The organism is Shewanella sp. LZH-2 (assembly GCF_016859145.1).
In the GTDB taxonomy this organism is placed as follows: domain Bacteria; phylum Pseudomonadota; class Gammaproteobacteria; order Enterobacterales; family Shewanellaceae; genus Shewanella; species Shewanella xiamenensis.
This window is the reverse complement of the sequence record NZ_CP069350.1, coordinates 940,956-967,455: the sequence shown is the minus strand read 5'-3', so window position 1 is coordinate 967,455 and position 26,500 is coordinate 940,956. Positions and strand designations below refer to the sequence as shown.

General features: G+C 46.8%; 19 protein-coding genes. 12 read left to right on the top strand and 7 right to left on the bottom strand.

The features are described from left to right. Positions 1-11 precede the first annotated feature (11 nt). Positions 12-1,523: a CYTH and CHAD domain-containing protein gene (locus tag JM642_RS04430; protein ID WP_203433729.1), complete on the bottom strand. Its 1,512-nt coding sequence runs from the start codon at positions 1,521-1,523 to the stop codon at positions 12-14. A gap of 231 nt (positions 1,524-1,754) precedes the next feature. Here JM642_RS04430 and JM642_RS04425 point away from each other — a divergent pair, with 231 nt between their 5' ends. The 4 genes from JM642_RS04425 (at position 1,755) to putA (ending at position 7,946) form a co-directional block, all read left to right on the top strand. Then, entirely contained in the window at positions 1,755-2,435 is a 681-nt protein-coding gene (locus tag JM642_RS04425; RefSeq protein WP_037421779.1) for a TIGR00153 family protein, read from the top strand. A gap of 25 nt (positions 2,436-2,460) precedes the next feature. Continuing rightward, positions 2,461-3,750, top strand: a complete 1,290-nt coding sequence (locus JM642_RS04420; protein ID WP_203432952.1) for an inorganic phosphate transporter — start codon at positions 2,461-2,463, stop codon at positions 3,748-3,750. A 195-nt stretch (positions 3,751-3,945) separates the two neighbouring features. Further along, complete coding sequence (locus JM642_RS04415; RefSeq protein ID WP_037431483.1) at positions 3,946-4,494, top strand: TIGR04211 family SH3 domain-containing protein; 549 nt, start codon at positions 3,946-3,948, stop codon at positions 4,492-4,494. A gap of 257 nt (positions 4,495-4,751) precedes the next feature. Further along, the gene (gene putA, locus JM642_RS04410) at positions 4,752-7,946 is read left to right on the top strand and encodes a bifunctional proline dehydrogenase/L-glutamate gamma-semialdehyde dehydrogenase PutA (protein ID WP_203432950.1); all 3,195 of its coding nucleotides are present in this window, start codon (positions 4,752-4,754) and stop codon (positions 7,944-7,946) included. A gap of 712 nt (positions 7,947-8,658) precedes the next feature. Here putA and JM642_RS04405 read toward each other — a convergent pair. After that, positions 8,659-9,675 carry an IS110 family transposase gene (locus JM642_RS04405; RefSeq protein WP_037431787.1) on the bottom strand — a complete coding sequence of 339 codons (1,017 nt, stop codon included), beginning with the start codon at positions 9,673-9,675 and terminating at the stop codon, positions 8,659-8,661. Positions 9,676-10,098: 423 nt separating this feature from the next. Between JM642_RS04405 and JM642_RS04400 the strand changes: the two genes are divergently transcribed. From JM642_RS04400 to JM642_RS04390, 3 genes are all read left to right on the top strand, one after another. Next, positions 10,099-11,097 (top strand): DUF4238 domain-containing protein, encoded by a 999-nt coding sequence (locus JM642_RS04400; RefSeq protein ID WP_203432949.1) that lies wholly within the window; start codon positions 10,099-10,101, stop codon positions 11,095-11,097. 698 nt (positions 11,098-11,795) lie between these two features. Next, the gene (locus tag JM642_RS04395) at positions 11,796-12,530 is read left to right on the top strand and encodes a DUF599 domain-containing protein (protein WP_037421785.1); all 735 of its coding nucleotides are present in this window, start codon (positions 11,796-11,798) and stop codon (positions 12,528-12,530) included. A gap of 94 nt (positions 12,531-12,624) precedes the next feature. Continuing rightward, positions 12,625-12,804 carry a helix-turn-helix domain-containing protein gene (locus JM642_RS04390; RefSeq protein ID WP_011623867.1) on the top strand — a complete coding sequence of 60 codons (180 nt, stop codon included), beginning with the start codon at positions 12,625-12,627 and terminating at the stop codon, positions 12,802-12,804. 51 nt (positions 12,805-12,855) lie between these two features. Here JM642_RS04390 and cyaB read toward each other — a convergent pair whose 3' ends face one another. From cyaB to cydD, 3 genes are all read right to left on the bottom strand, one after another. Further along, on the bottom strand, positions 12,856-13,473 hold the full coding sequence (gene cyaB, locus JM642_RS04385) for a class IV adenylate cyclase (RefSeq protein WP_203433727.1): 618 nt from the start codon (positions 13,471-13,473) through the stop codon (positions 12,856-12,858). 64 nt (positions 13,474-13,537) lie between these two features. Beyond that, positions 13,538-15,289, bottom strand: coding sequence for a cysteine/glutathione ABC transporter ATP-binding protein/permease CydC (cydC, locus tag JM642_RS04380; protein ID WP_203432947.1), 1,752 nt, complete (start codon positions 15,287-15,289; stop codon positions 13,538-13,540). After that, entirely contained in the window at positions 15,286-17,208 is a 1,923-nt protein-coding gene (gene cydD, locus JM642_RS04375; protein ID WP_203432945.1) for a cysteine/glutathione ABC transporter permease/ATP-binding protein CydD, read from the bottom strand. The genes cydC and cydD overlap by 4 nt, the downstream gene beginning before the upstream one ends. 400 nt (positions 17,209-17,608) lie before the next feature. Here cydD and JM642_RS04370 point away from each other — a divergent pair, with 400 nt between their 5' ends. After that, positions 17,609-18,127: a type II secretion system protein gene (locus JM642_RS04370; RefSeq protein WP_203432943.1), complete on the top strand. Its 519-nt coding sequence runs from the start codon at positions 17,609-17,611 to the stop codon at positions 18,125-18,127. An 83-nt stretch (positions 18,128-18,210) separates the two neighbouring features. Here JM642_RS04370 and JM642_RS04365 read toward each other — a convergent pair whose 3' ends face one another. Then, the gene (locus JM642_RS04365; protein WP_037421804.1) at positions 18,211-19,260 is read right to left on the bottom strand and encodes a DUF3626 domain-containing protein; all 1,050 of its coding nucleotides are present in this window, start codon (positions 19,258-19,260) and stop codon (positions 18,211-18,213) included. Positions 19,261-19,667: 407 nt separating this feature from the next. On the opposite strand from JM642_RS04365, the gene JM642_RS04360 reads away from it, so the two are divergent. Continuing rightward, positions 19,668-21,284, top strand: a complete 1,617-nt coding sequence (locus JM642_RS04360) for a DEAD/DEAH box helicase (RefSeq protein ID WP_203432941.1) — start codon at positions 19,668-19,670, stop codon at positions 21,282-21,284. A gap of 129 nt (positions 21,285-21,413) precedes the next feature. Here the strand turns inward: JM642_RS04360 and JM642_RS04355 are convergent, their stop codons facing one another. Continuing rightward, positions 21,414-23,114 (bottom strand): methyl-accepting chemotaxis protein, encoded by a 1,701-nt coding sequence (locus JM642_RS04355; protein ID WP_144374948.1) that lies wholly within the window; start codon positions 23,112-23,114, stop codon positions 21,414-21,416. A gap of 300 nt (positions 23,115-23,414) precedes the next feature. Between JM642_RS04355 and JM642_RS04350 the strand changes: the two genes are divergently transcribed. The 3 genes from JM642_RS04350 to JM642_RS04340 all read left to right on the top strand — a co-directional run bounded on the left by JM642_RS04350 (position 23,415) and on the right by JM642_RS04340 (position 26,458). Beyond that, on the top strand, positions 23,415-24,662 hold the full coding sequence (locus JM642_RS04350) for a cysteine desulfurase (protein WP_203432939.1): 1,248 nt from the start codon (positions 23,415-23,417) through the stop codon (positions 24,660-24,662). A gap of 51 nt (positions 24,663-24,713) precedes the next feature. Then, positions 24,714-25,157 carry a SufE family protein gene (locus tag JM642_RS04345; RefSeq protein ID WP_203432937.1) on the top strand — a complete coding sequence of 148 codons (444 nt, stop codon included), beginning with the start codon at positions 24,714-24,716 and terminating at the stop codon, positions 25,155-25,157. A gap of 110 nt (positions 25,158-25,267) precedes the next feature. Then, positions 25,268-26,458: a membrane dipeptidase gene (locus tag JM642_RS04340; protein ID WP_172587622.1), complete on the top strand. Its 1,191-nt coding sequence runs from the start codon at positions 25,268-25,270 to the stop codon at positions 26,456-26,458. Positions 26,459-26,500 lie beyond the last annotated feature (42 nt).

The following is a 26,500-nucleotide window of genomic DNA, read 5'->3' as shown; positions in this document are numbered from 1 at the left end:
CAACAGGCCGTTTACCAATAGGTCGTTTGCTCTATCGCGTTTTGTCTCGATGCCTCCATCGCAAAAAGTAAGCTTTGCTGCTTGTCCTCAAGCCAATCGGTTAAATCGACACCAAGTGATTTGGCCGCAAGTGTTAATTGTCGATAACAGGCTAAGGTTCTAATCCCTAACACTAAATCCTGCCATGGCGCCCTAAAGGCATCACGGGATTTTGCCTCATATAAAAGCCCATACGCTTGCCCTATTTGAATACTCTCATCCAGTAACGCGGCACACTGCAAATAATCCTCGGCGGTCATTGTCTTATCGCTAGGCATGGCAGCTAAAATCGCCTGCCATGAAGCTTCCTGAGCATGATCAGCATGGTGGGATAATCCAAGCTCTGCGGGCAGTTCGATATTCCCCGCGCTGAGAGCCAATAGGATCTCGACAATCGCTAACTGCAATTGACCGTATTCAACTCTTTGCCAGAGTAAATTTAACCGCCCTGAGATATCCATGGCTTCAAATTGCAGCTGTAGTTGTTGCATCAAAGCTTGACGGGCGTCGTGCCGAGTTAATAAGCCTTTTTGACTACCGAGCAAGGCTGCTAAGGCCTGTGCCTCTTCAATAAACGTTAGTTGTGATTCAATAAGATTAAATTGCTGCATCAAAGTAGCATTAGCGAGACCAAACTGGCTCAGAGTCATCCGTAATAAACGAATACAAGCACGCATCCGCCACCATAGGGCTATCTGAGCTTCGTTATCTTGTTCATCAGCTATCATCGCCTCAAGCAATTGCCAACGTTCAAGTGCCGTTTCAAGTAACACTTGGCAGGTCGCCGTTAAATCCTGTTGATGGGGTTGATGTAGATTCAAATCTTCAGGCACAGGCAGCGGTAAAAACTCCAGCGCACTTAAGGCTAACGGCTTAGATTGCCCCGCGAGTCGATAGCCCCGCTGCGCCTTACTGGCTTTGCCTAAACGTACTGGAACAGTATCAGCCACTTCCGTTGCTAATACTAATAGTGCATTAGCATCTCCACTTAACAGCTCAAATTCCAGTTCACAGAGCGCGTCGTGCTTGCCATTGGCGGTAATTTCGCCAGTGTCTAAGGCGACCTCCACCAGGCTATTTCCCACAGTTACATGCCAAGCTCGGCGATAAAAATCGGTATGGAACACGCAACCAAGCTCAGTTTGTACAGCGGTTAGATTGGCATTTAAGGGCCAAATGTTTGCCGGAAATAGGCTTAAATCAGGGCTATCAGCTTGAATAGTGACATTATATTCGGGGCGTGAATGGATTCCTCCAATCACTTGCCCTGCTGTTTTGATGGTTTGTTCTTTGTGTCCATCATAGCCACGAACCCGCAATCCCATGTCCCATTGACGCAATTGCAATGTGGGTGTGTCAAAGTAACCGTTGGTTAAACGACGTGTGCCTTGCGGAGCAGCATTTTCTAAGCTATCTAGCTTATTTATCAGGGTTTCTAGAAATTTAGGTAGGAAAAACAGTTTTAATTCAATCTCAGCATTCATTACTGCACCGCTCATTTTGTCATCAAATATTCATTCACGCGTCATTTTTAGTTCATAATGTCACAAATGTGTCATAAAAATCCCGTAGGATTTGGTTTTGAAGTTGGTATATAACCCGTTAGAATAAAGCTGTGATTTTTTCTCAAAAAACACAGTTTCAATACGCGGACGCATAGGGTAACATGCGCCCGCTTTTTCCAATCATGGAACAATCTAAATAGGTAAACGGCAATGCCAGTAAACTCTATTTTGGGCGTGTTTGCAAAATCGCCAATTAAGCCTCTTCAAGAGCACATGGACAAAGTCTACGATTGCGCATCGTTACTGGTCCCCTTTTTCGAAGCCACCATCACAGGTAACTGGGATGCTGCAGTTCAACTACGTAAACAAATTAGTTTAGCGGAAAAGCAAGGGGACTCACTCAAACGTGAAATTCGCCTCACTCTGCCAAGCGGTTTGTTTATGCCTGTTGAGCGTACAGATCTATTGGAACTACTGACACAACAAGACAAAATCGCTAACAAAGCAAAAGATATCTCTGGTCGTGTTATCGGCCGCCAATTGCTTATTCCTCAGGTCATGCAAGTCCCCTTTATCGCATACTTACAACGTTGTATCGACGCTGTTGGTCTTGCAAAAGAAGTCATTAACGAACTCGAAGATTTGCTCGAAGCAGGTTTCCGTGGTCGTGAAGTTGACTTAGTGGCCAAAATGATCAACGAACTCGATATCATCGAAGAAGATACTGACGATTTACAAATTCAACTTCGTCGTCAATTATTCGCATTGGAATCAGAATTGAATCCTGTCGATGTGATGTTCCTCTATAAAACGATTGAATGGGTCGGCGGTCTTGCAGATCTGGCCGAACGCGTCGGTTCGCGTCTTGAGCTTATGCTTGCTCGCGTTTAATAAATAAGGTTATCAAGGTATCAATATGGTTGATGCAGGTATGGAGGTGGCTAACGTATTAGCCACTAATGGGCCGTGGCTTATTGCCATTGCGGCTGCGTTTGGTTTTCTAATGGCGTGGGGCATTGGTGCAAACGATGTGGCCAATGCGATGGGAACCTCTGTTGGTTCTAACGCCATTACGATTAAACAAGCGATTATTATCGCGATGATCTTCGAATTTTCAGGTGCTTTTTTGGCCGGCGGCGAAGTGACCAGTACAATCCGTAACGGTATTATTGATTCAAGTTATTTTACCCAAACCCCTGAATTGCTGGTATATGGCATGATTGGCTCATTGTTAGCTGCGGGGATTTGGTTAGTCGTGGCATCGGCATTAGGCTGGCCAGTATCAACGACTCACTCAATTGTAGGCGCGATTATCGGCTTCGCGGCTGTAGGCGTTGGCACTGAGTCTGTCGCTTGGGAAAAAGTAGGCGGTATTGTTGGTTCTTGGGTTATTACACCAGCAATCTCTGGCTTTATGGCGTTCATTCTGTTCCAAAGTACTCAAAAACTGATTTTCAACACCGATAACCCACTTGCTAATGCTAAACGTTATGTACCTTTCTACATGGCGTTCGCAGGCTTTATGATGTCATTAGTCACGATCCTCAAAGGGTTGTCACACGTTGGCATTCATTTAAAAGGTGCCGAAGCTTATATCCTGGCGGGCGTAATAGCATTGGTCGTTGGTATCATAGGTAAAGTGTTTATTTCTCGTCTAAAAATGGATGAGAAAGCAAGCCACAAAACCATGTACGCTAACGTCGAAAAAGTGTTTGCGATCCTGATGGTTTTAACCGCTTGTTGTATGGCATTCGCCCACGGTTCAAACGATGTTGCAAATGCGATTGGTCCTTTAGCTGCGGTGGTATCTGTAGTTAATAGTGGTGGCCAAATTGCATCTAAATCACCGTTAGTATGGTGGATCCTACCTTTAGGTGCTGTGGGTATCGTTATGGGTTTGGCGATTTTCGGTCAGCGCGTAATGCAAACCATTGGTAAAAATATTACTCACTTAACTCCAAGTCGCGGTTTTGCTGCCGAATTAGCCGCAGCCTCTACCGTAGTGATTGCTTCTGGTACTGGTTTACCTATCTCTACCACACAAACGTTAGTCGGTGCGGTATTAGGTGTGGGTATGGCCCGTGGTATTGCAGCAATCAATATTGGTGTGGTGCGTAACATTGTTGTGTCTTGGGTGGTTACTTTACCTGCGGGTGCAGGTCTATCGATCATCTTCTTCTATATGATTAAAGGCATCTTTAACTAAGAAGCACATAACGACTATGGCAAGCTCGCCGTAGAAATGTACTAAACACAGAGGAATTGCTAGCATGGATGCGGCAAAGTTGAGGGAAGTCTATGACTTCCCTCTTGCATTGCAGGCCTCAAATCCCTAGCATGTGGTCACTATTTCGTTGATGAGAATACAAAAGTGTTAAGAATGCTGACTCTGGTGGGAATGATGTTACTCTCCCCTAACCTGCTGGCCGAAGGCCAACCCCGCTATATCTCGGATAACGTGTTTCTTTATATTCTCAACGGCCCTGGTACTGATTATCGTATTTTGGGTTCGATTGAAGCGGGACAACCCGTTACGTTACTTGGCGAAACTCAGGGCGATTATTCAAAAATAATCGACCATAAAGGTCGTGAAGGTTGGGTGCCAACCAACTTAATCAGTTCAACGCCTAGTTTTCGTGAGCAAGTTTCAACACTCACTAATGAGTTAAACGAAACCAAAGCCAAGCTTGCAGAAGTCTTAAGTTCGACGAATAACCATTCCGATGAAGTGGATGAACTCAAAGCCAAGCTAAGCGAAGCCGAAGCTATGCTGAACAAAACCACTCAAGAGCGTGATAACCTCAAAGTAGCGGTTGATCGTAGCGCCCAAGAGGCACAATTTGCCCTATGGCGTGAGGGTGGACTGATTGCCGCCGCAGGTTTAGTGGTTGGGGTAATTTTGGTATATCTGCCAAGACCACAACGCCGCAACAAGAAGCGTTGGATGTAAATTTTTACGCAAATAATCTGAAAGTCAAAGCTAAAGCCAGTGTTTTCAAACACTGGCTTTTTGTCAATCAAGCGTTACAACTAACGCTTAACAAGCCAATCAAACAATCCTCACATTCTTTCACGCTATAGTGTTGTCCGTCACATTTTGGTTGTATAATCTGCGCGCGCAAAGCTTCATATTGTATACAAAATATCAAATGCGTTTCGCGCCCCCCATTTTTGTTTCAACAATAGAGCCGAAAACAACTGGCCAAGATGGAAGCGATTACTATGTTCAAAGCGAGTGAAGTGCTGGCAGGCCGCTACGATTCTGCCAATCTCGACGAACTGTTCAAAGCCGTCACCGACAACTACATTGTCGATGAAGAACAATACTTGTCAGAGCTAATCAAACTAGTACCCTCCAGTGATGAAGCCATCGAGCGCGTCACTCGTCGTGCCCACGAACTGGTAAACAAAGTTCGTCAATTTGAGAAAAAAGGCTTAATGGTTGGCATCGATGCCTTCCTGCAGCAATACAGCTTAGAAACACAGGAAGGCATCATCCTGATGTGTTTAGCCGAAGCCCTGCTGCGTATTCCCGATGCGGCCACCGCCGACGCCTTGATTGAAGATAAACTCTCAGGCGCAAAATGGGATGAACACTTAAGCAAGAGCGATTCAGTGCTCGTTAACGCCTCCACTTGGGGCCTAATGCTCACGGGTAAAATTGTTAGCTTAGATAAAAAAATCGATGGTAGCCCGAGTAGCCTATTAGGCCGTTTAGTGAATCGTTTAGGTGAGCCTGTGATCCGCCAAGCCATGATGGCGGCGATGAAGATTATGGGTAAGCAGTTCGTTCTCGGCCGCACCATGAAAGAAGCGCTCAAGAACAGCGAAGACAAGCGTAAATTAGGTTACACCCACTCCTACGATATGCTGGGTGAAGCCGCGCTAACGCGTAAAGATGCCGAAAAATACTTTACAGATTATGCCAATGCGATTACCGAGTTAGGCGCACAAAGCTATAACGAAAACGAATCTCCACGCCCAACGATTTCTATCAAACTGTCGGCATTGCACCCACGTTACGAAGTCGCTAACGAAGACCGAGTACTAACCGAGCTGTACGACACTGTTATTCGCCTGATTAAACTCGCGCGCGGATTAAATATCGGTATTTCTATCGACGCCGAAGAAGTTGACCGCCTCGAACTGTCGCTAAAACTGTTCCAAAAACTGTTTAATTCTGACGCCACTAAAGGCTGGGGATTACTCGGTATCGTGGTGCAAGCTTACTCTAAGCGTGCCCTGCCAGTACTGGTATGGTTAACCCGCCTAGCAAAAGAGCAAGGCGACGAAATCCCCGTTCGCTTAGTGAAAGGCGCCTACTGGGATAGCGAGCTGAAATGGGCACAACAAGCTGGCGAAGCTGCATATCCACTCTACACCCGCAAAGCCGGTACCGACGTATCTTACTTAGCCTGTGCGCGTTACCTGTTATCCGAAGCCACCCGCGGCGCGATTTACCCACAATTTGCCAGCCACAACGCGCAAACCGTTGCGGCAATTTCCGATATGGCGGGCGATCGTAACCACGAGTTCCAACGTCTACACGGTATGGGACAAGAGCTGTACGACACGATTCTGTCGGAAGCGGGCGCGAAAGCGGTACGTATCTATGCCCCAATCGGTGCCCATAAGGATCTGCTGCCCTACTTAGTGCGTCGCCTGCTGGAAAACGGTGCTAACACCTCGTTCGTACACAAGCTAGTCGATCCGAAAACCCCTATCGAGTCTTTAGTGGTTCACCCACTGAAAACCCTGACAGGCTACAAAACCCTGGCTAACAACAAAATCGTTTTACCTACCGACATCTTCGGTAGCGATCGCAAAAATTCCAAGGGACTCAATATGAACATCATTTCAGAAGCAGAGCCATTCTTCGCGGCCTTAGACAAATTCAAATCGACGCAGTGGCAAGCGGGCCCTCTGGTTAATGGTCAAACCTTAACTGGCGAGCACAAAACCGTGGTTAGCCCATTCGATACCACTCAAACCGTGGGCCAAGTGGCCTTTGCCGACAAAGCGGCTATCGAACAAGCCGTGTCTTCTGCTCATGCAGCTTTCGCCTCTTGGACCCGTACGCCTGTTGAAGTGCGCGCCTCAGCCCTGCAAAAGCTTGCGGATCTGTTAGAAGAAAACCGCGAAGAACTGATTGCCCTCTGTACCCGTGAAGCAGGTAAGAGCATTCAAGACGGTATCGACGAAGTGCGTGAAGCAGTAGACTTCTGCCGCTACTACGCGGTGCAAGCTAAAAAGCTGATGTCAAAACCTGAACTGCTCCCAGGCCCAACGGGCGAGTTAAACGAACTCTTCCTCCAAGGTCGCGGTGTGTTCGTGTGTATCAGCCCATGGAACTTCCCATTGGCGATCTTCTTAGGCCAAGTATCGGCAGCCCTCGCTGCGGGTAACACTGTGGTCGCAAAACCCGCTGAACAGACGTCTATCATTGGTTACCGCGCAGTGCAGTTAGCACACCAAGCGGGTATTCCAACGGACGTGCTGCAATATCTACCAGGCACTGGCGCTACCGTAGGTAACGCACTGACAGCTGACGAGCGCATCGGCGGCGTATGCTTTACCGGTTCAACGGGCACAGCCAAACTCATCAACCGCACACTGGCAAACCGTGAAGGCGCGATCATTCCGTTAATCGCCGAAACCGGTGGTCAAAACGCTATGGTGGTCGACTCTACTTCTCAGCCAGAACAAGTGGTTAACGATGTAGTGTCTTCATCCTTCACCAGCGCAGGTCAACGCTGCTCGGCGCTGCGTGTACTCTTCCTACAAGAAGATATTGCAGACCGCGTTATCGATGTTCTGCAAGGTGCGATGGATGAGTTAGTAATTGGCAACCCAAGTTCAGTGAAAACCGACGTAGGCCCAGTTATCGATGCGACCGCGAAGGCTAACCTTGACGCCCATATCGACCATATCAAGCAAGTTGGCAAGCTGATCAAGCAAATGCCATTGCCTGCTGGTACTGAGAATGGCCACTTTGTGTCGCCGACTGCCGTTGAAATCGACTCAATCAAAGTGCTTGAAAAAGAACACTTTGGTCCAATCCTACATGTGATCCGTTACAAGGCATCTGAACTTGCCCATGTGATCGATGAAATCAACAGCACAGGTTTTGGATTAACCTTAGGTATCCACAGCCGTAACGAAGGCCATGCCCTCGAAGTCGCTGACAAGGTTAACGTAGGTAACGTGTACATCAACCGTAACCAAATCGGCGCAGTCGTTGGCGTACAGCCTTTCGGCGGTCAAGGTCTGTCGGGCACAGGTCCAAAAGCCGGTGGTCCACACTACTTAACTCGCTTTGTGACTGAAAAGACTCGCACTAATAACATCACCGCCATCGGCGGTAACGCGACCCTGTTGTCACTGGGTGATAGCGACGCCTAAGTCCTAACGACTTATTGAGAAACGAAAGCCAGACTCTGTCTGGCTTTTTTATTGGCGAATAAATACTTACAGCTAAATACAATTCCATAAATAATTATACAAATCAATTACTTTGGCATCATTTGGGGGATGATTTTTAGATATCTGAGTATTATGGGAGTCTTCGCATTTTTTATTTGAGTTTATCAATCAAAAGCAAAGTCGTGGGGCTTCACCCCCTTGATTTTTAATAAAGAGTCGACCAAGGAGGACTGCTCGTCCTATCAAAAACGTCCATGTTAAATAGCCAGCTCGATATCCCTATCTCGCGCTCAAAGCGACTTTTAGCCTTCGCCCTAGGATGCTCCAAGACGCCCCAACGGAGTTGAAAGCCCCTTGTGCTCATTGCCAAATTTGCTATCGCTTCCGAAGGATGCGTCCCTGCACCTGCGAAAGCTAATCGGTCATATATGGACCCATCCGGTTTGCAAGACATTCGATAACGATTTTGAGAAGAGTTCATTGCACCCATATATCCGGCCTGTTATTGAGGGATCCCTCTGGCCCTGATGGATATCTGCTTCTACAGTCCTTATCATCCCTGCGGCTTCGTAATGAGCCTATGCCCGACTAAGGTTTTTAGTAGATCAGTCTGACTGTCTCATCATCAAATCAAGTGTCTTAGCAACTTGCTGGTTGGTTAATTATTCACGTTTATTGAATCTATTCAGTACTATACTGGAAGCCGATACTCTTCCTCACGCGCCGCGATAACCCATGCCATTCTCGCGAGTTTATTGGCGACGGCCACACAGGCTCGATTAAAACCTCGGCGCTCTGCTAACTGTATTGCCCAGCAGCTAAATTTATCCTGTTTATGACAACTGTGCTGCAACACCGCTCTGGCGCCGTGAATAAACAGGGTACGTAAATACGCATTTCCCCGCTTGCTTATCCCAAGGAGGTTATCTTTACCTCCGCTGCTGTGTTGCTTGGGAACCAAGCCACACCAAGCTGAAAAGTGTCTACCATTACTGAAGTCTTTACCCTCTCCAGCAGCCGCATAAAAGGCCGTAGCGGTGACGGGACCAATACCTGGGATAGTCTCTAAACGCTGGCAAATCACATTGTTTTTCGTTTCAGTGAGTACTTGGGTATCACAATCCTTAAGCCGTCTTTCTATATCTGTAAACTCTTCATATAACTGATAAAAAATTGTTCGACCTTTGGTAGTCAGCGCATTGGTTTCGTTAGTCAAAATCTCAGGAAACTGTACTTTAAAAGCCGATTTACTTTTGGCTATCACGATGCCGTATTCAGCTAACATACCTCGCACTTGGTTGATTAAGGCTGTTGATTGCTTAGTTAATCGTTCGCGCATTCGGTGGAGCAGTTGCACATCTTGCTGCTCGACGCTTTTGGGTTTTACAAACCGCATGTTGGGTCGCTGCGCAGCCTCCGCGATGGCTAAAGCATCATTGTAGTCATTTTTGTTACCTTGCCGAAAAGGCACGACAAATTGAGGAGCAATTAACTTGACGCTGTGGCCCAACAGCTCAAATTCTCTGGTCCAGTAATTTGCGCCACTACAGGCTTCCATCACAATCAGACAAGGCTCAATTTGAGCGACAAAGGGCAGCAAGTCTTTGCGTCTAAGCATTTTCTTTTTAATTAACTTGCCTGCTTTATCGACGCCAACAGCATGAAAAACAGACTTTGCGATATCTAAACCGATTGTAGTAATCTTCATAGGTGGACCCGTCCTCTTTCTGATGAGTTTTAGCGACTACATCGTGGCCCATTGCGAGGCCGATTTAAAGTGGATGGGTCCATTCCATTATCCATGACCGAACTCACGCAATTTGTCTATTCGCCCTGCGGCAACTCCAAGGGGAGGCGTATTCTGCTGCTTCCGAGCTAACTGCTAATCACAAGAGAGCTATGCTGGTCCCGTCCCTTTCTGCTCAACGGCAGCATCCATACTAGTACCGTATCTCGTTAATTCCCGAGTATACTTGTCGCTAAATAACTATGGATGTCTCGATAAAGTTATTGTGAAAGGTGCATGATCGATTAACGTAAATGTAGTTTGAACAAAATAAGACATTGGCCTTGATGTCCTCTATTTTTCTCTTCATGCCAATTTTTATAACACCAATGCAATGGAGGGCATATGACTGAAACCGACAAAAAATATTTAGAAGCAAAAAAGAACCATCATCATGTATGGGCTAATTATATGAAGAGATGGTCGCCTGATAACAAACAGGTTTACTACACGACTAAGAAAAATAACGACATTCGCTTTGATAGTGTCAAAAACATTGCTGTTGAACGTGATTTTTATCAAGTAAAACCACTTACACCTGAACATGTGCAAATAATCAAAAGATGGTCGTCAAAAAGTCCTAAAGACCTACACGAGCTGCATATGTCTTATCTAAGTGATTACCTAGCAATGCAGTACTTGGAATCACTGTATAAACAAGGCGGTAAAAAAGATGAAACCGCTGATAAGATGATTGAAGCTTGGAAGTGTAACGGTATTGAAAACTATCACACAGCTCACGAAAATGAAGTTCAAGAAACTCTAGAGGCGCTTGCAAATCGAAATTTATCCGTACTTGATAAAGACGATAATATGATTAAGTTCATGCAATTCTATGGTCAGCAAATTGCGAGAACTAAAAACATCAAAGATACGATAAGCAACACTTCAGCCAATCATATTAAGACGTTAATGCTAGAGTGTTGGTGGTTCATTGGTTATATATTAGGCATGAGTTTAGGTCGTTCACTTTACTTAGAGAGAAAAGACGACACTCATTGCCTGCTGCTCAATGACACAGATACACCGTTCATTACTTCTGACCAGCCCATTATTAATGTTCATCAAGCATTAACTAACAAGATTAAACCACCAAAAGATCATGAATGTGATTTCTACTATCCGATATCACCAAATGTTGCTTACATGATAAACAAATCAAATCGTTTTCCGCGCGGCAAGGTTCAAGTATCAGTTGATGTTGTTGAAGAAATGAATATCAAGATAGCCAAACGTGCAAATGTTCATATCATTGGCAACAGTGAGGAGTCACTTAAGCTGTATAAGAAGTTTGTTGGTTCAAATCTCAAAGCTGTTAAAACAGTCCATACAACACCTTCTTGAATGAGTAAAAGTAAGTGATAAAAGACACGACAGGCATAATTCTTTTAGGACTAACAGTCCGACACTGAAATCACAGAGTTCACCTTCCCCTCGGAGTTGCCGCTGGGCATTTGCGTTCGTTGCGTGAGCAAGGCACTGTTGTTCTCGTGCATCTTATCCATAGGGAAATGGAAAATGACAGTATGATGTTTGGAACATCATTAACAATGCACTTAACGACATTTAAACATCATGCCTATCAGATGCCGAGTCTAATCAGACATCGGATGACGCTAATGTTAGATAGATGAGCCAAGGCGATTTGCGAAGACGACCGTCAGCCCCATGGATGGGGCGGTCGAGCATCCACGGACGGACTCGCTGCGTGTCGGTAAGCAAATGCCATGGCGAACCACTTTCGGAAGATATCTGTAAACATTAAACACACAACGGCTAAAGTCACAAAGCCGAACTCAATCAGCACTCGTCGACGAGATATACCCAACGCATTTTTCTCACTCACTTACCTCACTAGAATTTCCTCAAAACTGAGTCTTACTAAGCAAGCGGTTTTAAAGCCAATGTGAGCGGCTTCAAATTGTGAATAGGCGAGATTTGAAAGCGATATGGGGGGATTGCGCCTAAGAGATAAAAACCTTCATAATCGCCATTCAATCAATCGATTTTTACTTTCTCAAAGTCACTTTCTCAAGGCAACTATGACATTCTCGCTATTAGATATTTCTGCATTGACGTGGTTTATCGTTTCTTGGGCTGGCTATACCGCCTTTGCCCGACGTAAAGCGAAGGATACCGACTGTATTGCCCGTGGCCTGCATAAACATCGAATTTACTGGATGCTTGAGTTGATGACCCGAGGAGTGCGGGTTGGCGATGCGGCGTTATTAGCTAACCTTGAACGTAATATTGCCTTTTTTGCATCGACTACGCTGTTCGTGCTCGCGGGGGTATTAACCTTATTTGCCCAGGTTGAACGCCTCGAAGCCGTGATTGCTACGATTCCCTATGCTACGCCGCCGAACCACTCCTTAGTCCAAGTGAAGCTCGCGCTATTAGTGGTGATCTTCGTGATGGCGTTTTTCCAATTTACTTGGTCGATGCGCCAATACGGCTTTGTGAACGTGATGATAGGCGCAGGCCCAATGGATAGCGAAGGCGCCAACGACAACCTCAAAGCCTACGCGCGGCAAATGGCAACGGTGCAAGACCAAGCCGCCCATTCCTATAACTATGGCCTGCGGGCTTACTACTTTTCGATGGCCGTGCTCTGTTGGTTTGTGCACCCAATACTGTTTATTTTGGCGAGTTTGTTTGTGGTGGTCACCCTCTATCGCCGCGAATTTAAATCCCGTGCTGTTATGGCCATTACCGCTGCGAAGGCACATTTAGGAACAGAATACCAAGCGCGAGAAACTCAGCGTCAATCCAAGTAGTCGTCATTTAGCTTGAGACTGCGCCAGTAAAGCGCAGTCTAATTCTTGTTCTATACTCATTGGGTTAATCACCAATCAATAATGGGAGTGAACCATGAGTGATAATCTGTTAACAGTGGATGAAGTGTGCAAGTTGCTGGATAAGAGTCCGGCAACTATCAAACGCTATGCGCGGGAAAACCTGCTCAGCAGCGTCAAAGACGGTGAAGAATTGCGATTCCCCGAAGAAGAGGTCAAACGTTACTTAGCCTTTTCGCAGCGCTTAGGAAGATAAGCCGCCGCGCCTTTTATCGATTCATCCCCAAATGGACTTGGGATGCCTCGCTTATCCTTGTATAGCCATCTGTAACTGTTTGTAAGATAAAAACTCCCGCTGTGATTCCTCTAGCCCAAGCTCTGCGGCTAAGGCGAGGAGCTGCGCCTCATAGATTGGCAGCTTAGCTTCATCATTAGTCATGATTGCAAGCTCGGCAAAGTCTCCTAAACCTTCGAGCCAATCAAGCGTTAAATGAAATTCCCCGAGAAAATACACGCTGCGGCGTTTTTTAATCTCAAGCACACATTGATAGCCTAAAGTCCGTAGCATACTTTTAGCCTTGTTGGCATCCGTGATATTGACCGCTTCACAACGGTCTTTCTCGGGACCTTTCACAATCCACAGCATGATGCCTGAGGGCTGCATCTCGCGAATACACAGGCTTTTATGCTCCGCCGCTAACGACACTGAGGGCGAATCAAAATAGCAGTCATGCTCAAGATTATCCTCGAGCATCACCTCGGGGGATTTGGTGCTTAGGCGTGCCCAAAAGGCTTCACGGTCTGTAAGCCGATACTTAAGCTCAACTTCAAACTTACCGTTAAAATGAGCGTTAATTTGTGGTGCGAATTCTTTTGCTGCCAATTCTTTTAGTGCCAATTCTTTTGGTGCAATGTCTGCTGGCATTGGGTTACTCATATAAAGGTTTCACTCCTGCTGCGCGTATTTCTCACCCATTCGACATCCAGCCTCAAGCTAAGCAACGATAGAGCGCCTGATAGGCGGGACAAGTTTGAAGTAACTGCTGATGATCGCCCGATGCCACAATTTGCCCCTCGGCAAGGAGGTGAATTTGGTCCATCTTGGCCATCGCCGTTAAGCGGTGGCTAATCATGAGCAGGGTTTTATCTTTCGCAAATTCAAATAATAAGCTTAAAATTTCACGCTCGGTACGCTTATCTAGACCCTCGGTTGGTTCATCTAACAGCAATAATGGCGCATCCCTTAGCAGTGCTCTCGCCACGCCGATACGGCGCTGCTCGCCGCCCGATAATTGCCGTCCGCCCTCACCAATCCACATATCTAATGGCTTGTCGCCTTTGAGTAACTCACCTAAACCAACCTGCTGTAATACTTGGATAAAACGCGCATCATTGGCGGAACGCTTTTGCCCTTCAGGCACAGGCAAGGCAATGGCAAGATTCTCCCGCAGCGTGCCCGCGTACAGATAGATCCGCTGGCTCACGACTGTCATCGCCGATCTTAATGCGCCCTCGCTATAGTCACTCAATTGATGACCATCAAGGTAAATCTGACCGCTTTGCGCCTGCCACTCTCGGGTAATTAAGGACAATAAACTGGATTTACCGCAGCCAGTGGAGCCCAATAGCGCCACCTTTTGGCCCGGCTTTATCTCGAGGGATAAGCCCTGAAGCACGTGCTGGCTTTCGCTATAACTAAATTGGATATCGCGGATCAGCAATCCACCAGAGGTCGCCTTAAGATCTGTATCTGTACTAAAACGAATATCACTTTCTTGCTCGGTGATTTCGTTAATACGCGTTGCCGCCAGCACACAACCGGACAAATGTTGGAAAGCGCCCGCAATCGGCATCATCATTTCCACACAGGCCATAGTGGCAAACACCATCAAGGCAAACATCGGGCCGGGAGGCACGGCATCGCCCACGCCATTGGCGGCTAAAAATAGCATCATGATGAGTGCCGAGCCCGTCGCCAGGATCAGCATGGCTTGGCTCAAGGCAGTGATATTCGCCATCGCCCCTTGGCTAGCAAATAACGCCTGCTCGGCCTCATCGAGCTTGTGTCTGTATCTGGCGTTTGCACCAAATAAACTCAGCTCCGCTTGGCCTTGTAATATATCGAGTAACTGCACTCGATATTGGCGTTTAGTCTCCAGCATATTGCGGCTAGGCGCATGCCCGAGACGATAAAACAACAGTGGTAGCAGCAGCCAAATCACCACTAAAAACAGGCATAAACTTAAGGCTAGCTTGGCATCAAACCATGCAAGGAATAGATATAACAACGCCGTCATCAGCAAGGAAGCCGCCATCGGCGTCAGTAGCCTTAAATACAGATGGTCGAGCGTATCGATATCCGCCACGAGGCGGTTGAGCATATCCGCACGGCGCAAACCTTGCAGATTTTTAGCGCTGAGAGGGAAGAGTTTTCGCCAGGCCCAAACTCTGAGTTCAGTCAGTAATTTAAAGGTCGCCTCATGGGTCGCGAGACGCTCACCGTAACGACTGGCTGTACGCGCGATAGAAAGGAAACGCACGCCACCGGCGGGGGTAAAAAAGTTAAAGGATTGGGAGCCGATAACCGTTAATCCCGCCACCGCCGTCGCCGATAAAAACCAACCCGACAACGACAATAAGCCAATCCCCGCCATCAAAGTGGTAAGGGTAAGCACCAGCCCAATAACCATCATTAACCATTGATGGGAGAACAAACGAATGAAAGGAAGGAGTATTCTCATTGTGCACCTCCCTCTGTTGTCCCTAACGCAATATCGATGCGAGTATCAGGCATTGGTGTATCCAGCTCAATATCTGCCACCGATTCGATATTTTCATGCAACATGGTTTGGAATAAACCCGCCTGCATAGAAAGAGTCGCAAAGTCGCCTCGCTGGACAATCAATCCCTTATCTAAGACTAAGATGGACTGCATCCGATCGAGCTGATCTAATCGATGGGTCACCATAATGCACATCTTGCCCGCCATCGCACGGTTCAAGGTGAGCGTTAATAGTTGCTCGCTAACACTGTCTAAACTCGCGGAGGGTTCATCAAGGATAAACACCTGCGACGCCTGTGCTAGCGCCCGCGCCAGAGCTATACGTTGTGCCTGCCCGACCGATAGGGTTGATGATTGTTCACCGATAGCTGTCGCTAAACCAAGGGGTTGCATGCGCACAAATTCATGGATATTGGCTTGCTCTAGCAAGTGCCACACCTGCTCGTCTGTAATATTAGGATTGGCTAGTGCTACGTTTTCCCGCACTGTGCCATGGAATAACTGTGGCTCTTGCCCAAGCCACGCTAATTGGCGCCGCCAATAGGCAAGATCAATGCTGGAGAGCTCAACACCATTAATCAGTAACTTGCCTTGATAGGGTAAAAATCCTAATAGCGCGTTGAGTAAACTGGTCTTGCCTGCGCCACTTGGGCCGACTAAGGCTAAATGTTCCCCCTGTTTCAATTCAAAACTGATGGGCCCTAATAAGCGGCTGCCATCAACGCTAAAGACCTCAAGTTCTTCAGCTATCAGGCTTTCAATCTTCTCAAGTCTGGTATCACCAACGACTGAGTCTGTTGGCTGAGGCTCGGGATGCTCAAGCAGAGTCATTAAAGCCTGCGCGGCACCAATCGCCTGCGCTTTGGCATGGTAGTGAGTGCCCATATCCCTTAACGGCTGATAAAACTCCGGCGCTAAAATAAGGATAAACAAACCGACAAACAGGCTAAAAGGTAAACCTTCATTGGTATTAGGCCCAATTTGAGCGTGCGCGCCATAGTAGCCAAAATCGAGGTGACCTAAGTAACTAAAACCAAAGTAAACCGCTAATACAGCAATCGACACCGCGGCAAAAAATTCCAGTACCGCCGAGCTTAAAAAGGCCATACGCAACACCGACATGGTTCGGCTGCGAAACTCCTCCGATGCCTTTTCAATCACCTTCAGCTCAGCATCGCCTCGATTGAATAGCTTTAAGGTCGCGAGCCCTTTTAATCTATCCATAAAGTGGCCACTTAATCTGGCTAACGCATTGAAATTTTTACGATTGGCATCAGCAGCACCCATACCGACAAGGATCATAAACAGCGGGATAAGGGGCGCGGTTAACAGCAAAATCAGCCCCGCCGCCCAGTTGATGGGAAACACGGCGATGAGGATCAATAAGGGGATCACGCCAGCAAGCGTCATTTGCGGTAAATAACGAGCATAAAAATCTTGTAAATCTTCAACTTGCTCTAACACTATGCTCGCCCAACTGCCTGCGGGTTTGCCTTTAATAAACGCAGGGCCGAGCCGAGTTAATTTATCCATTACCACACTGCGGATCTGTTGGCGTAAACGCCTACCCGCTTCAAAACTGGCACGCTCGCGGCCATAGGCAAGTATTGCTCGCAATAACATTAAGCCAATCAAGGCCATAAAATGCGGCAGATAATCACTCGCGCTGATAACAGTCTGAGCGCTATCGGCGCCGAATCCGAGCAATCCATTACCAATAATCACACCATCGAGGAGAGTGGCAATTAAATAAGCCTGCACGATCAATGCAATAGCACTTAATATTCCACACCAGACCGAAAGTTTAAGAAACCAGCCACAGGCCTTTTTTTGCGACTTGAGCCAAACAAGAAGGGACTTTTCTAACGACTTATCCATGGTGCTCCAACAAAACCAACACTGCAGTAAATTGTAGAAATCGATCTAACGCTTACCAATCAATGCCAAGGACTTGCAATAAGCGAAAAGGTTCGATAGGGACGCAGTATCGCAGGCATCCCCAACAGATGAAACCTTGGACGTATCTTTTGCTAAAAGATTCACGAAAATGCGATGATGATCAATAAATTCAGATTTAGCTCACACAGATAAATACTTCACGCCTATAAACACTTACCTAGAACCACGTATTCACACCCCCAAATATTATCAAACTTAAAAATCTTTGTTGATTAGGGATAACCCTATTTAACGAGGATAAAGACTAAAATATTAGCTAACTGGTCATTAGCGAAATTGTTGGATAAGATAGGAATAATTTTCAAGGAGTTAGATAGCAATGACAAACAAACATTCCGGTTTCACGTTAATAGAACTTGTTGTTGTGATTATTATTTTGGGCATTTTGGCTGTAGTGGCTGCCCCCAAATTTGTTAATTTACAGTCTGATGCGTACAAAAGTCAGTTGTCGGGTGCATTGGCATCAATGAAGTCTGCGGTCACCTTATTCAAGGCAAAATCAGAAATCGCCAACACAGGTACGACTAATCGTGTGGTTTTTGATGGTATTAGGGGCGAGAATTACCAACCTTGGGCCGCAAGCAGTAGTGGCACAGCACCTAGTGCGGGCTACACAACACCACCTGAAATTTTTAATGCCGCAGGCTTAAGCGTGAATGATTGGTCCTACCGTATTTATACATCCAACGGCACCTATCAAGTCATTGCAACCACAAAGCAAAAGTTAAATCTGGCGACCCCTACTCAAGCAGAGGTATCTGCAACTAATTGTTATATAGACTATAAATGGGAGACAACAGGTGTTCCGACCTATACTAAGGTTGACACAGGTTGCTAATGACTGAGGCTTGTTGACGTTTTGGGCCCAATCAAAACGTCAATAGTGCGCAAGTCGCCATATTTAGTGACCCTATTTCCGCGCTAAGGCTGAATACCACCGTATTTGACTAACACATGCCAAAGTAGCTTGAGTTCATGGGCTACTTGAGCACGATTACCTCGATCTCGCCAGTGTTGTGGTGAATGATATAAATCCCGTGCAGCAACCCCAATGGCATAAGCATCGACGCTGTCGTCAATCGCAATACGTTCGGCCAGAGATGGCATAGTGGGTCCACGGAAATCGCTAGGGATCTGTGCCGTATGCAGGCTAAAACCATTATGGTATTGCAGCTCAATATCGTAACGGTCGCACAACTTAGTTAACGTTGCCCCGATTTCAGTCCCTTTAAAACTCGGATCGGCCACCAGCATGGCAATATCTTCATCGAGTGACACGTCACCGTGAATTTGCGCTTCGATATAATGATCAAGATTTGTCGACATCGGGCGTTCAAAGCGGGCAAGCAATGACGAATTAAGCTGATGCGCCAAATAATGGATCACATTTAGAGGCTTAAAGTCCGCTTTACCCAAGGCATAGTGGCGCTCAAAACTCTCGGTCAGCAGTGCCGCTAGCACATCATCAAAACAAGATAATGTCCCCTTTTCCTTAGGATTACGGTAAGAATCAAGGTAAGTAAAGGTCGAACGCGTGAGCAATTGTGAGTGGGTGAGCAGATAACAACTGCCAAAACGCGGGGCGGGGCCATCCTGCCACATACCTAAATCTAAAGCGCCATACTTAGGGCGGGATTTGGTTCCTTTATACACATCGCCAAACAGCTGATTTTCCCAATGATCCCTTGGTCCTCCAAGCTCAGGCGATAACTGCCCATTGGAAATATGGGTCTCGAACTGACTACGGTATTGCCCATCACGTAGAAGCCCTTCAGCGACTGTTAGACCTCGGCTGTCGATTCTGTCGGGATGGAAATGCAGTGCAACGCGGCCACACTGAAATAATTGCTTGAGTGCTAACTGCATCTCCTGCATGGGAATATTCGACATCTGCTGCACGTTTTTAATCACAGCCACGGCCTGCTCACTTCGCCCACGTGCAAGGCGTTCAATATGCTGTATTGCTGTCATAATCCACCCGCCATGAGGCGTTAATATTCCTGAGCAGAACTATCTTAAGAATGCAATGGTGCAGAATTCAACCTGCAAACGGAAAAACATCCCGCGAATCTTTACATATCCCGTTTATGAATATGTCTGGCCAACACTTTGGCAACCTATTGAGGAATCTTGTTAATTTTACCTCAAGTTGAACTACTTATAAGCAATCAAATTAACATAAACGTGATCTTTCGCTAAATACTGAACAAGATACTGATAGGTCGATAAATTAGCCACTAATGAAATAGGATTTTTATGCCTTTATACAACAAAATGCTTTCAGTCGTAGCACTGAGGCCCCTGTTAATGTAAGCTGCACGCCCGCCGTTCAGGCTATACCAAAGCAACGATGCGATGTTGCCACAAGAGATCCATTAATGAGTTTTTCCGCCTTAGGTTTATCCGCACCACTCCAAAAAGCCGTATCCGAACAGGGCTATGACACGCCATCTCCCATCCAAGTGCAAGCAATTCCAGCTGTACTAACGGGCAAAGACGTCATGGCTGCGGCCCAAACGGGGACAGGAAAAACCGCAGGTTTTACGCTGCCATTACTGGAATTACTCGCTAAAGGCCAAAAAGCCAAGTCAGGACAAACTCGCGCCTTAGTCTTAACTCCTACGAGGGAACTGGCGGCACAAGTTGGCGAAAGTGTTGAAACCTATGGTAAATATCTACCACTGCGTTCCGCGGTGGTCTTTGGTGGCGTGCCTATCAACCCGCAAATCAATAAATTACGTCATGGTGTTGATGTGTTAGTTGCCACACCAGGGCGACTATTAGATCTTGTGCAACAAAATGCGGTGAAGTTTAATCAACTTGAGATCTTAGTGCTCGACGAAGCGGATCGTATGTTGGATATGGGCTTTATCCGTGATATCAAAAAAATCCTTGCACTCTTACCCGCTAAGCGACAAAACCTGATGTTTTCAGCCACCTTCTCCGATGAGATCCGTGAGCTTGCAAAAGGGTTAGTCAATCATCCGGTTGAGATTTCCGTCACGCCGCGCAATGCCGCCGCAACGACGGTTAAGCAATGGATTTGCCCCGTTGATAAAACGCAAAAATCAGCCCTGCTGATCCAACTCATCAAACAGGAAAACTGGCAGCAAGTGTTAGTGTTTTCGCGTACTAAACATGGCGCAAACCGACTCGCGAAGAGCCTTATCCAAGCCGACATTAGCGCTGCCGCGATCCACGGTAATAAAAGCCAAGGTGCGCGCACTAAAGCCCTCGCCGACTTTAAGAGCGGTGAAGTTCGCGTATTGGTTGCGACCGATATTGCCGCCCGCGGTTTAGATATCGATCAGTTACCGCAAGTTGTTAACTTTGATTTACCTAACGTGCCTGAAGATTATGTGCATCGCATTGGCCGTACCGGCCGTGCTGGCGCCACAGGCCAAGCCGTTTCATTAGTCTGCAGCGAAGAAATTAAACTGCTTAAAGATATTGAGCGATTAATTAACCGCGTGCTCGAGCGCCAAGAAGTTGCAGGTTTTGGCCCAGTGCATGCGCTGCCCGAAACAACGCTCACTCCCCAAGGCAAAAATCATAAAGTAAAAGCCGTGGCAAGCCAGCGTAAACACCGCAGTGCAGGAAAACCTGCCCCACGATCTGGTTCTGGCCGTGATGTGTCTCAAACATCAAGCGTTCGAGATGGCTGCCACGATAAGCACAGCACGCCATCACGCAACAGCAATGAACATCATAATACCGAGGCAGCAGTTGCACGCTCGCCAAAACCAAAGAGTAAGCATCCTCAGCGCGATGGCGGCACAACTAACAGTGCAACGGCGGGGAACAATGCAAAAGCGAAACCGCATTCAGGTGCACAGCAACGTAGCCATGCAGAACGAAGCGACAAATCAAACAATGATGGACGCCGCCAAGAGCAGCCCAAAGGCCGCAATCCACACAGTGTAAAACCGGCTTCGAATGAGCCGAAACAGCACTCACATCGCGCAGATAACCGCCCGAATCGTGTTAAGCCTTAATCGCGTTAACTAATTAATCGCCGTTAAGCTTCAGCCAGTTATCCAAAAATGCACAATAAAAATGCCCAGAGCCTAAGCGCTGGGCATTTTTATTTTACTAAACAAATTGATAGCGATAGTGCTAAATCCCTAGACTGTGCGCACCTTAAATTGCAGCATCGCTTCACGTAATGAATTTGCCTGTTGGGAGAGTGACTCACTAGCTTTAGCCGTTTCAAAAGCGCTGCTAAGCACAGACTCACCTGAATCCCGTATGGTATTGATCCGTTCACTAATATCCTCAGCCGTGACAGCTTGTTCCTCACTCGCGGTAGCCACTTGTGCATTAGCCTGTGATAACTGAGTTAATGCATCCGAAATTTCAAGCAAGTTTTGTTTGATTTGGTTAACTAATAGAGATGAATCCTTGATTTGTAATTCATTTTTACCAAATGAATCCACAGCAGATTTTGCATCAAGTACTAAGGTTTGGATAAGTTCACTGATTTCCTGTGTGGCTGTTTGGCTGCGAGTTGCCAATGCACGAACCTCATCGGCAACCACGGCAAACCCTCGACCTTGCTCACCCGCTCTTGCCGCCTCGATTGAGGCATTTAAAGCAAGCAGATTGGTCTGCCCTGCTATTGCATCAACCACAGACACAAAGTTTAAGATTTTACCTGTACTTGCCTGTAACTGCTGAATAAGCTGACTGGACTGCTGGGCGCTAACCACTAATTGCTGAGTAATTTTCTCACTCGCGTCAACAACGGCACAGCTTTCTTTCACTCGGCTTTCCGCTTGTCCAGAGGAGTAGGATGCACTCTCGGCGCTGCTAGCAACTTCAGTAATTGTCGCCGCCATTTGGGTCATGGAGGTGGCAACTTGATCTGTATCTTCCTGCTGACTAAGTATCGCTTTACGGTTATTTTCAGCTACAGCATTAAGCTCTGTAACCATAGATGCGATTTCTTCACTGCGACCAATCACTTGCCCAACGGTTTTACTGAGGGTTAGGGCCATTTGATTCATACTAATAGTCAGCTCGCCCAGTTCATCTTTCGATTCTACTGTTAATTCTCGGCTAAAGTTTCCCGACTCCATCATGGCTGCTGCATTACGCAGGCGCATAATCGAACGTACTATGTACTGACTAAAGGCGATTCCGATAACTAAACCTAAAATCAAAGCGATAGAAGAAATAACTATCAAGCCGTAAATGGCGTCTTGCTCTTCGTTCTCGGTAACAGTGACTGCTGTTTGTGTCATTTGCTCTAAACGCAACGCAAACTGGCTTAGCTGGGTATTAAATTCACCTTGGGTTTGTTCAAGTTCATTCACCTGTTGCACCAATGCCGCAGGATTAGTGCGTTGCTGGATTGCGGCGACCACGGTGGCAAGCTTTAGATCGTAATCTCGATAAACTCGAATAATATTGGTAATTTCTTGAGTTAACTGTTGTGTTTTATCTCGTAACTCTGAAGATTGGGGATATGCTAGCGCCTCATTGAGCATGGTTTGGGTCGACATCAACTCATTATTAATCCGCTCTTTATGTTGAATAACTTCTCCAATAAAGCCGTCAATTAATCGCTCCTGCGCTGAAACGGGTATCTCAGAGGCTCTGAAAGCCTTCTCAAGGCTAATCGAACTCTCAAGCTGCAAGATAGTAACTTCATTCGATAATTTCACTAATGGTATGTTTTCTAATGCAATTGTGTGAATTTCATCGGCAACCCGCTTCATTTTAAGCAAGCTAAATCCTGCTAATAACAGAATCAGTAGCAGCATAATGCCGATTAAACTGCCCATTTTATATCTGATCTGTAAATCTCTTAAGAAGCCAAGCATAAGGATGCTACTCCAACTGCCAATGTCTTATTTGTCTTTATTTAGCATAGTCGGAGTTTTTCGCTTTGCAGTGACGAGCAAGCATGACTAAACAAAAATAGTGGCAATCTGCAAACTTAACGTTTGAGTCTACGACTTAAGCATAAGGAGAAATTTGAGACTGAATCTTGGTTAAGCTAAACCGCCATAATAAGAGAGTGGGAAAATAAGCGTTGGGATGCCATAAACGCCTGTGAAAACTTGCATTCGACGGGAAGATATCCGAAGATCCCAACGCCTTTTTATTGCGTTAAGCCCTAGATGACACACTCAACCTCGACCGACACGCTATTGCCCGATAGCCATAGCCAAATCCGCGCGCAATTTCCCACCCTCTCGCAAATGTTGGGCGATTATCCCCTGTGTTATCTTGATACTGCGGCCACCAGCCAAAAGCCGCAGAGTGTGTTAGAGGCAATGGCACAGTATTACCAATACGACAATGCCAATGTGCACCGTGCGGCGCACCAGTTGTCGGCGCGCGCCACTTCTAGCTACGAGAACGTGCGCGATCAATTGCAGGTATTTATCAATGCCAAACGCCGTGAAGAAATCATTTTCACCCACGGTACTACTGAGTCCATCAACTTAGTCGCGTTTGGCTTAACGCCACAACTTAAATCTGGCGATCTGATTTTGATCGACAGCGCCGCCCACCACGCCAACATTGTTCCGTGGCAAGAATTGGCAAAACGCACTGGCGCTATCATTAAACCTATTCCGCTGACTCAAGATTGCCGACTTGATCTAAATGCCTACCAAGCCTTGCTGGAACTGAAACCCAAGGTTGTCGCCCTGTGCCATGTATCCAACGCCTTAGGTACGGTAAATCCGGTGGTGGAGTTAGTTCGCCAAGCAAAATCCCAAGGGGCACTCACCTTAGTCGATGGCGCACAGGCCGTGGCACATTTAAGTGTTGATATGGCCGCCATCGATTGTGATTTTTATGTGTTTTCTGGCCACAAGATGTACGGCCCGACGGGCATTGGCGTGCTTTATGGCCGTTTCGAGATACTCGATACCCTTACACCGCTACTTACGGGCGGCGAAATGATCAAACGCGTCAGTTTTGATGGCACCGAATTTGGCAGTTTGCCTAATCGCTTAGAGGCTGGCACACCGCCGATCAGTGCAGTGATTGGCCTTGGCGCCGCTATACGCTTTTTGCAACAACACCTCACGTCAGAGGTTAAAGCCCATGAAGCTGAACTGCTTCAGTATTTGCAAAACCAACTGCGCGCCCTTGGCGATGTGCGTGTGTATGGCGCACATCGCGATAATATTGGCGCAGTCGCTTTTAACCTTGCCGATGAACATCATCAGGATGTGGGCATTTTATTAGATCAACAAGGCGTTGCAGTTCGCTGCGGCCATCACTGCGCCATGCCCTTAATGCAAACCCTTAACCTTAAAGGTTGTTGCCGCGCATCGATTGGTATCTACACCAATAAAACCGATATCGACCGCTTTATTGCCGCCTTGGCCTCAGTTAAAGAATTGCTACTCTAAGGTTTATCCTTAAAGCCATCAGCAAAACAGATAAAAAGAGGATAGTTCCCCATGACATTGCCAATCATGCCTCCAGCAACCGATTTTGCTTATCAGGTTGAGGATGCAGCGACATTACTAGCACGGTTTGAGCAGGCGCCAAACTGGCAGGAAAGATATCGCCAAATCATGTTACTAGGTAAAACCTTACCCACTTTAGCGGATGAATTTCGCCTTGAGTCTGCTCAAGTGAAGGGCTGCGAGAGTGATGCCTGGCTGTACCATCTAGAGCAAGACGGTAAGCATTATTTTCTGGCCGATAGTGATGCGCGCATCGTGAAGGGGTTAATCGGTTTACTATTGAGTGCCTGTCACGGCAAACAGAGCGACGAAATACTTGCCTTCGACCCTTCCGCCTATTTCAAACAATTAGGACTAGAGGGCCAATTAAGTCCCTCACGAACCAACGGCTTACATGCCTTAGCTAAGGCAATGATTGATGCGGTAAAACCCTAAATCAATCTGCGGGTTAAATCGACAAAAGAGGGATTTAATCAAAGACTTCTATGCTTTAACAGGGTATAAAGAAGTACAAATGAGCTTAATCTAAAGGAGAGTGCACGTCCATGAAGGCTATCAATCACCGTCGCCGAACTCTGCTCAAAGGCCTCAGTGCAGTTACTGGATTGAGCGCCGCCAGTGCATTAAGCCCTTTTGCCAGTTTCTCTAGTCTTGCCGCGCCCCTCCCGCCACGTGCACGGCGCTTATATATCGATGGTTTATCCTTTTTGCCCGATGATTTAGCCGATGTTCTCGCCTCAGGCCTCGATGCCTTTCTGTGTGATATCTCCGCCATTGAAACCATTGAACAAGCCGACGGCACCTTAAACTACAAGCGAACCTACAAAGCCTGCCTGGACAGCATCCAGCAAGCAGCAAAACGGGTGAGCGAGCATCCCGATATCCTCTTACAAGGCTTAACAGGACGCGATATCCAGCTTGCGAGGGAGAGCAATCGCACGGCAGTTTTCTTTCAAATCCAAGGTGCGGACTGTGTTGAAGATGATAGTGATGCCAACCAATGGGCATATGTTGATGCGTTTCATCGCCAAGGCCTACGCGCACTGCAACTCACTCACCATTATGGCAATACCTTTGCGGGCGGAGCGCTAGATAATGATGCCAATGGCGGGCTCAATAAACCGCTGACGAATCATGGGCGAGCGCTTATCGCAAAACTCAACCAAGCCAATATATTAATCGATGTGAGCCACTCAAGCGCCCAGACCGCATTAGATGTGGCTAAACTGAGCCGCGCGCCAATCGTTCAAAGCCATGGCGCGGCGCGCGGGATCGTTAAACATGCCCGTTGTAGCCCAGATGAAGTGATCCGTGCTATTGCTAATTCAGGCGGTGTTTTTGGTGTCTTTATGATGAGCTTTTGGCTCACCAATAAGGCCGTCCCAACGATCAATGACTATATTCGTCAGTTAGAATATGTTGCACGTATAGGTGGAGTTGATTGTGTGGCCATCGCCAACGATTTTCCGCTGCGAGGTCAAGAAAATCTGTTAGCCCTGAATAACGATAATGCCCAAGGCATTAAGGAATATCAGGATTGGTGGTACAGCCTAAGGGCCAAAAAAGTATTAGGCTTTGATGCTGAACCAAGGCATGTAGTGATCCCTGAGTTAAACCATATCGAACGCATGAGTCGGATTGATGATGCCCTAGCCAAGGCCCGATTTAAATCAACCGACCGCGACCGCTTTATGGGCGGCAACTGGCAACGAGTGTTAAATCAAGTATTAATCTAAATCCATCACCGCATAACTGGTACTTAGATAACAGCTCCAAGA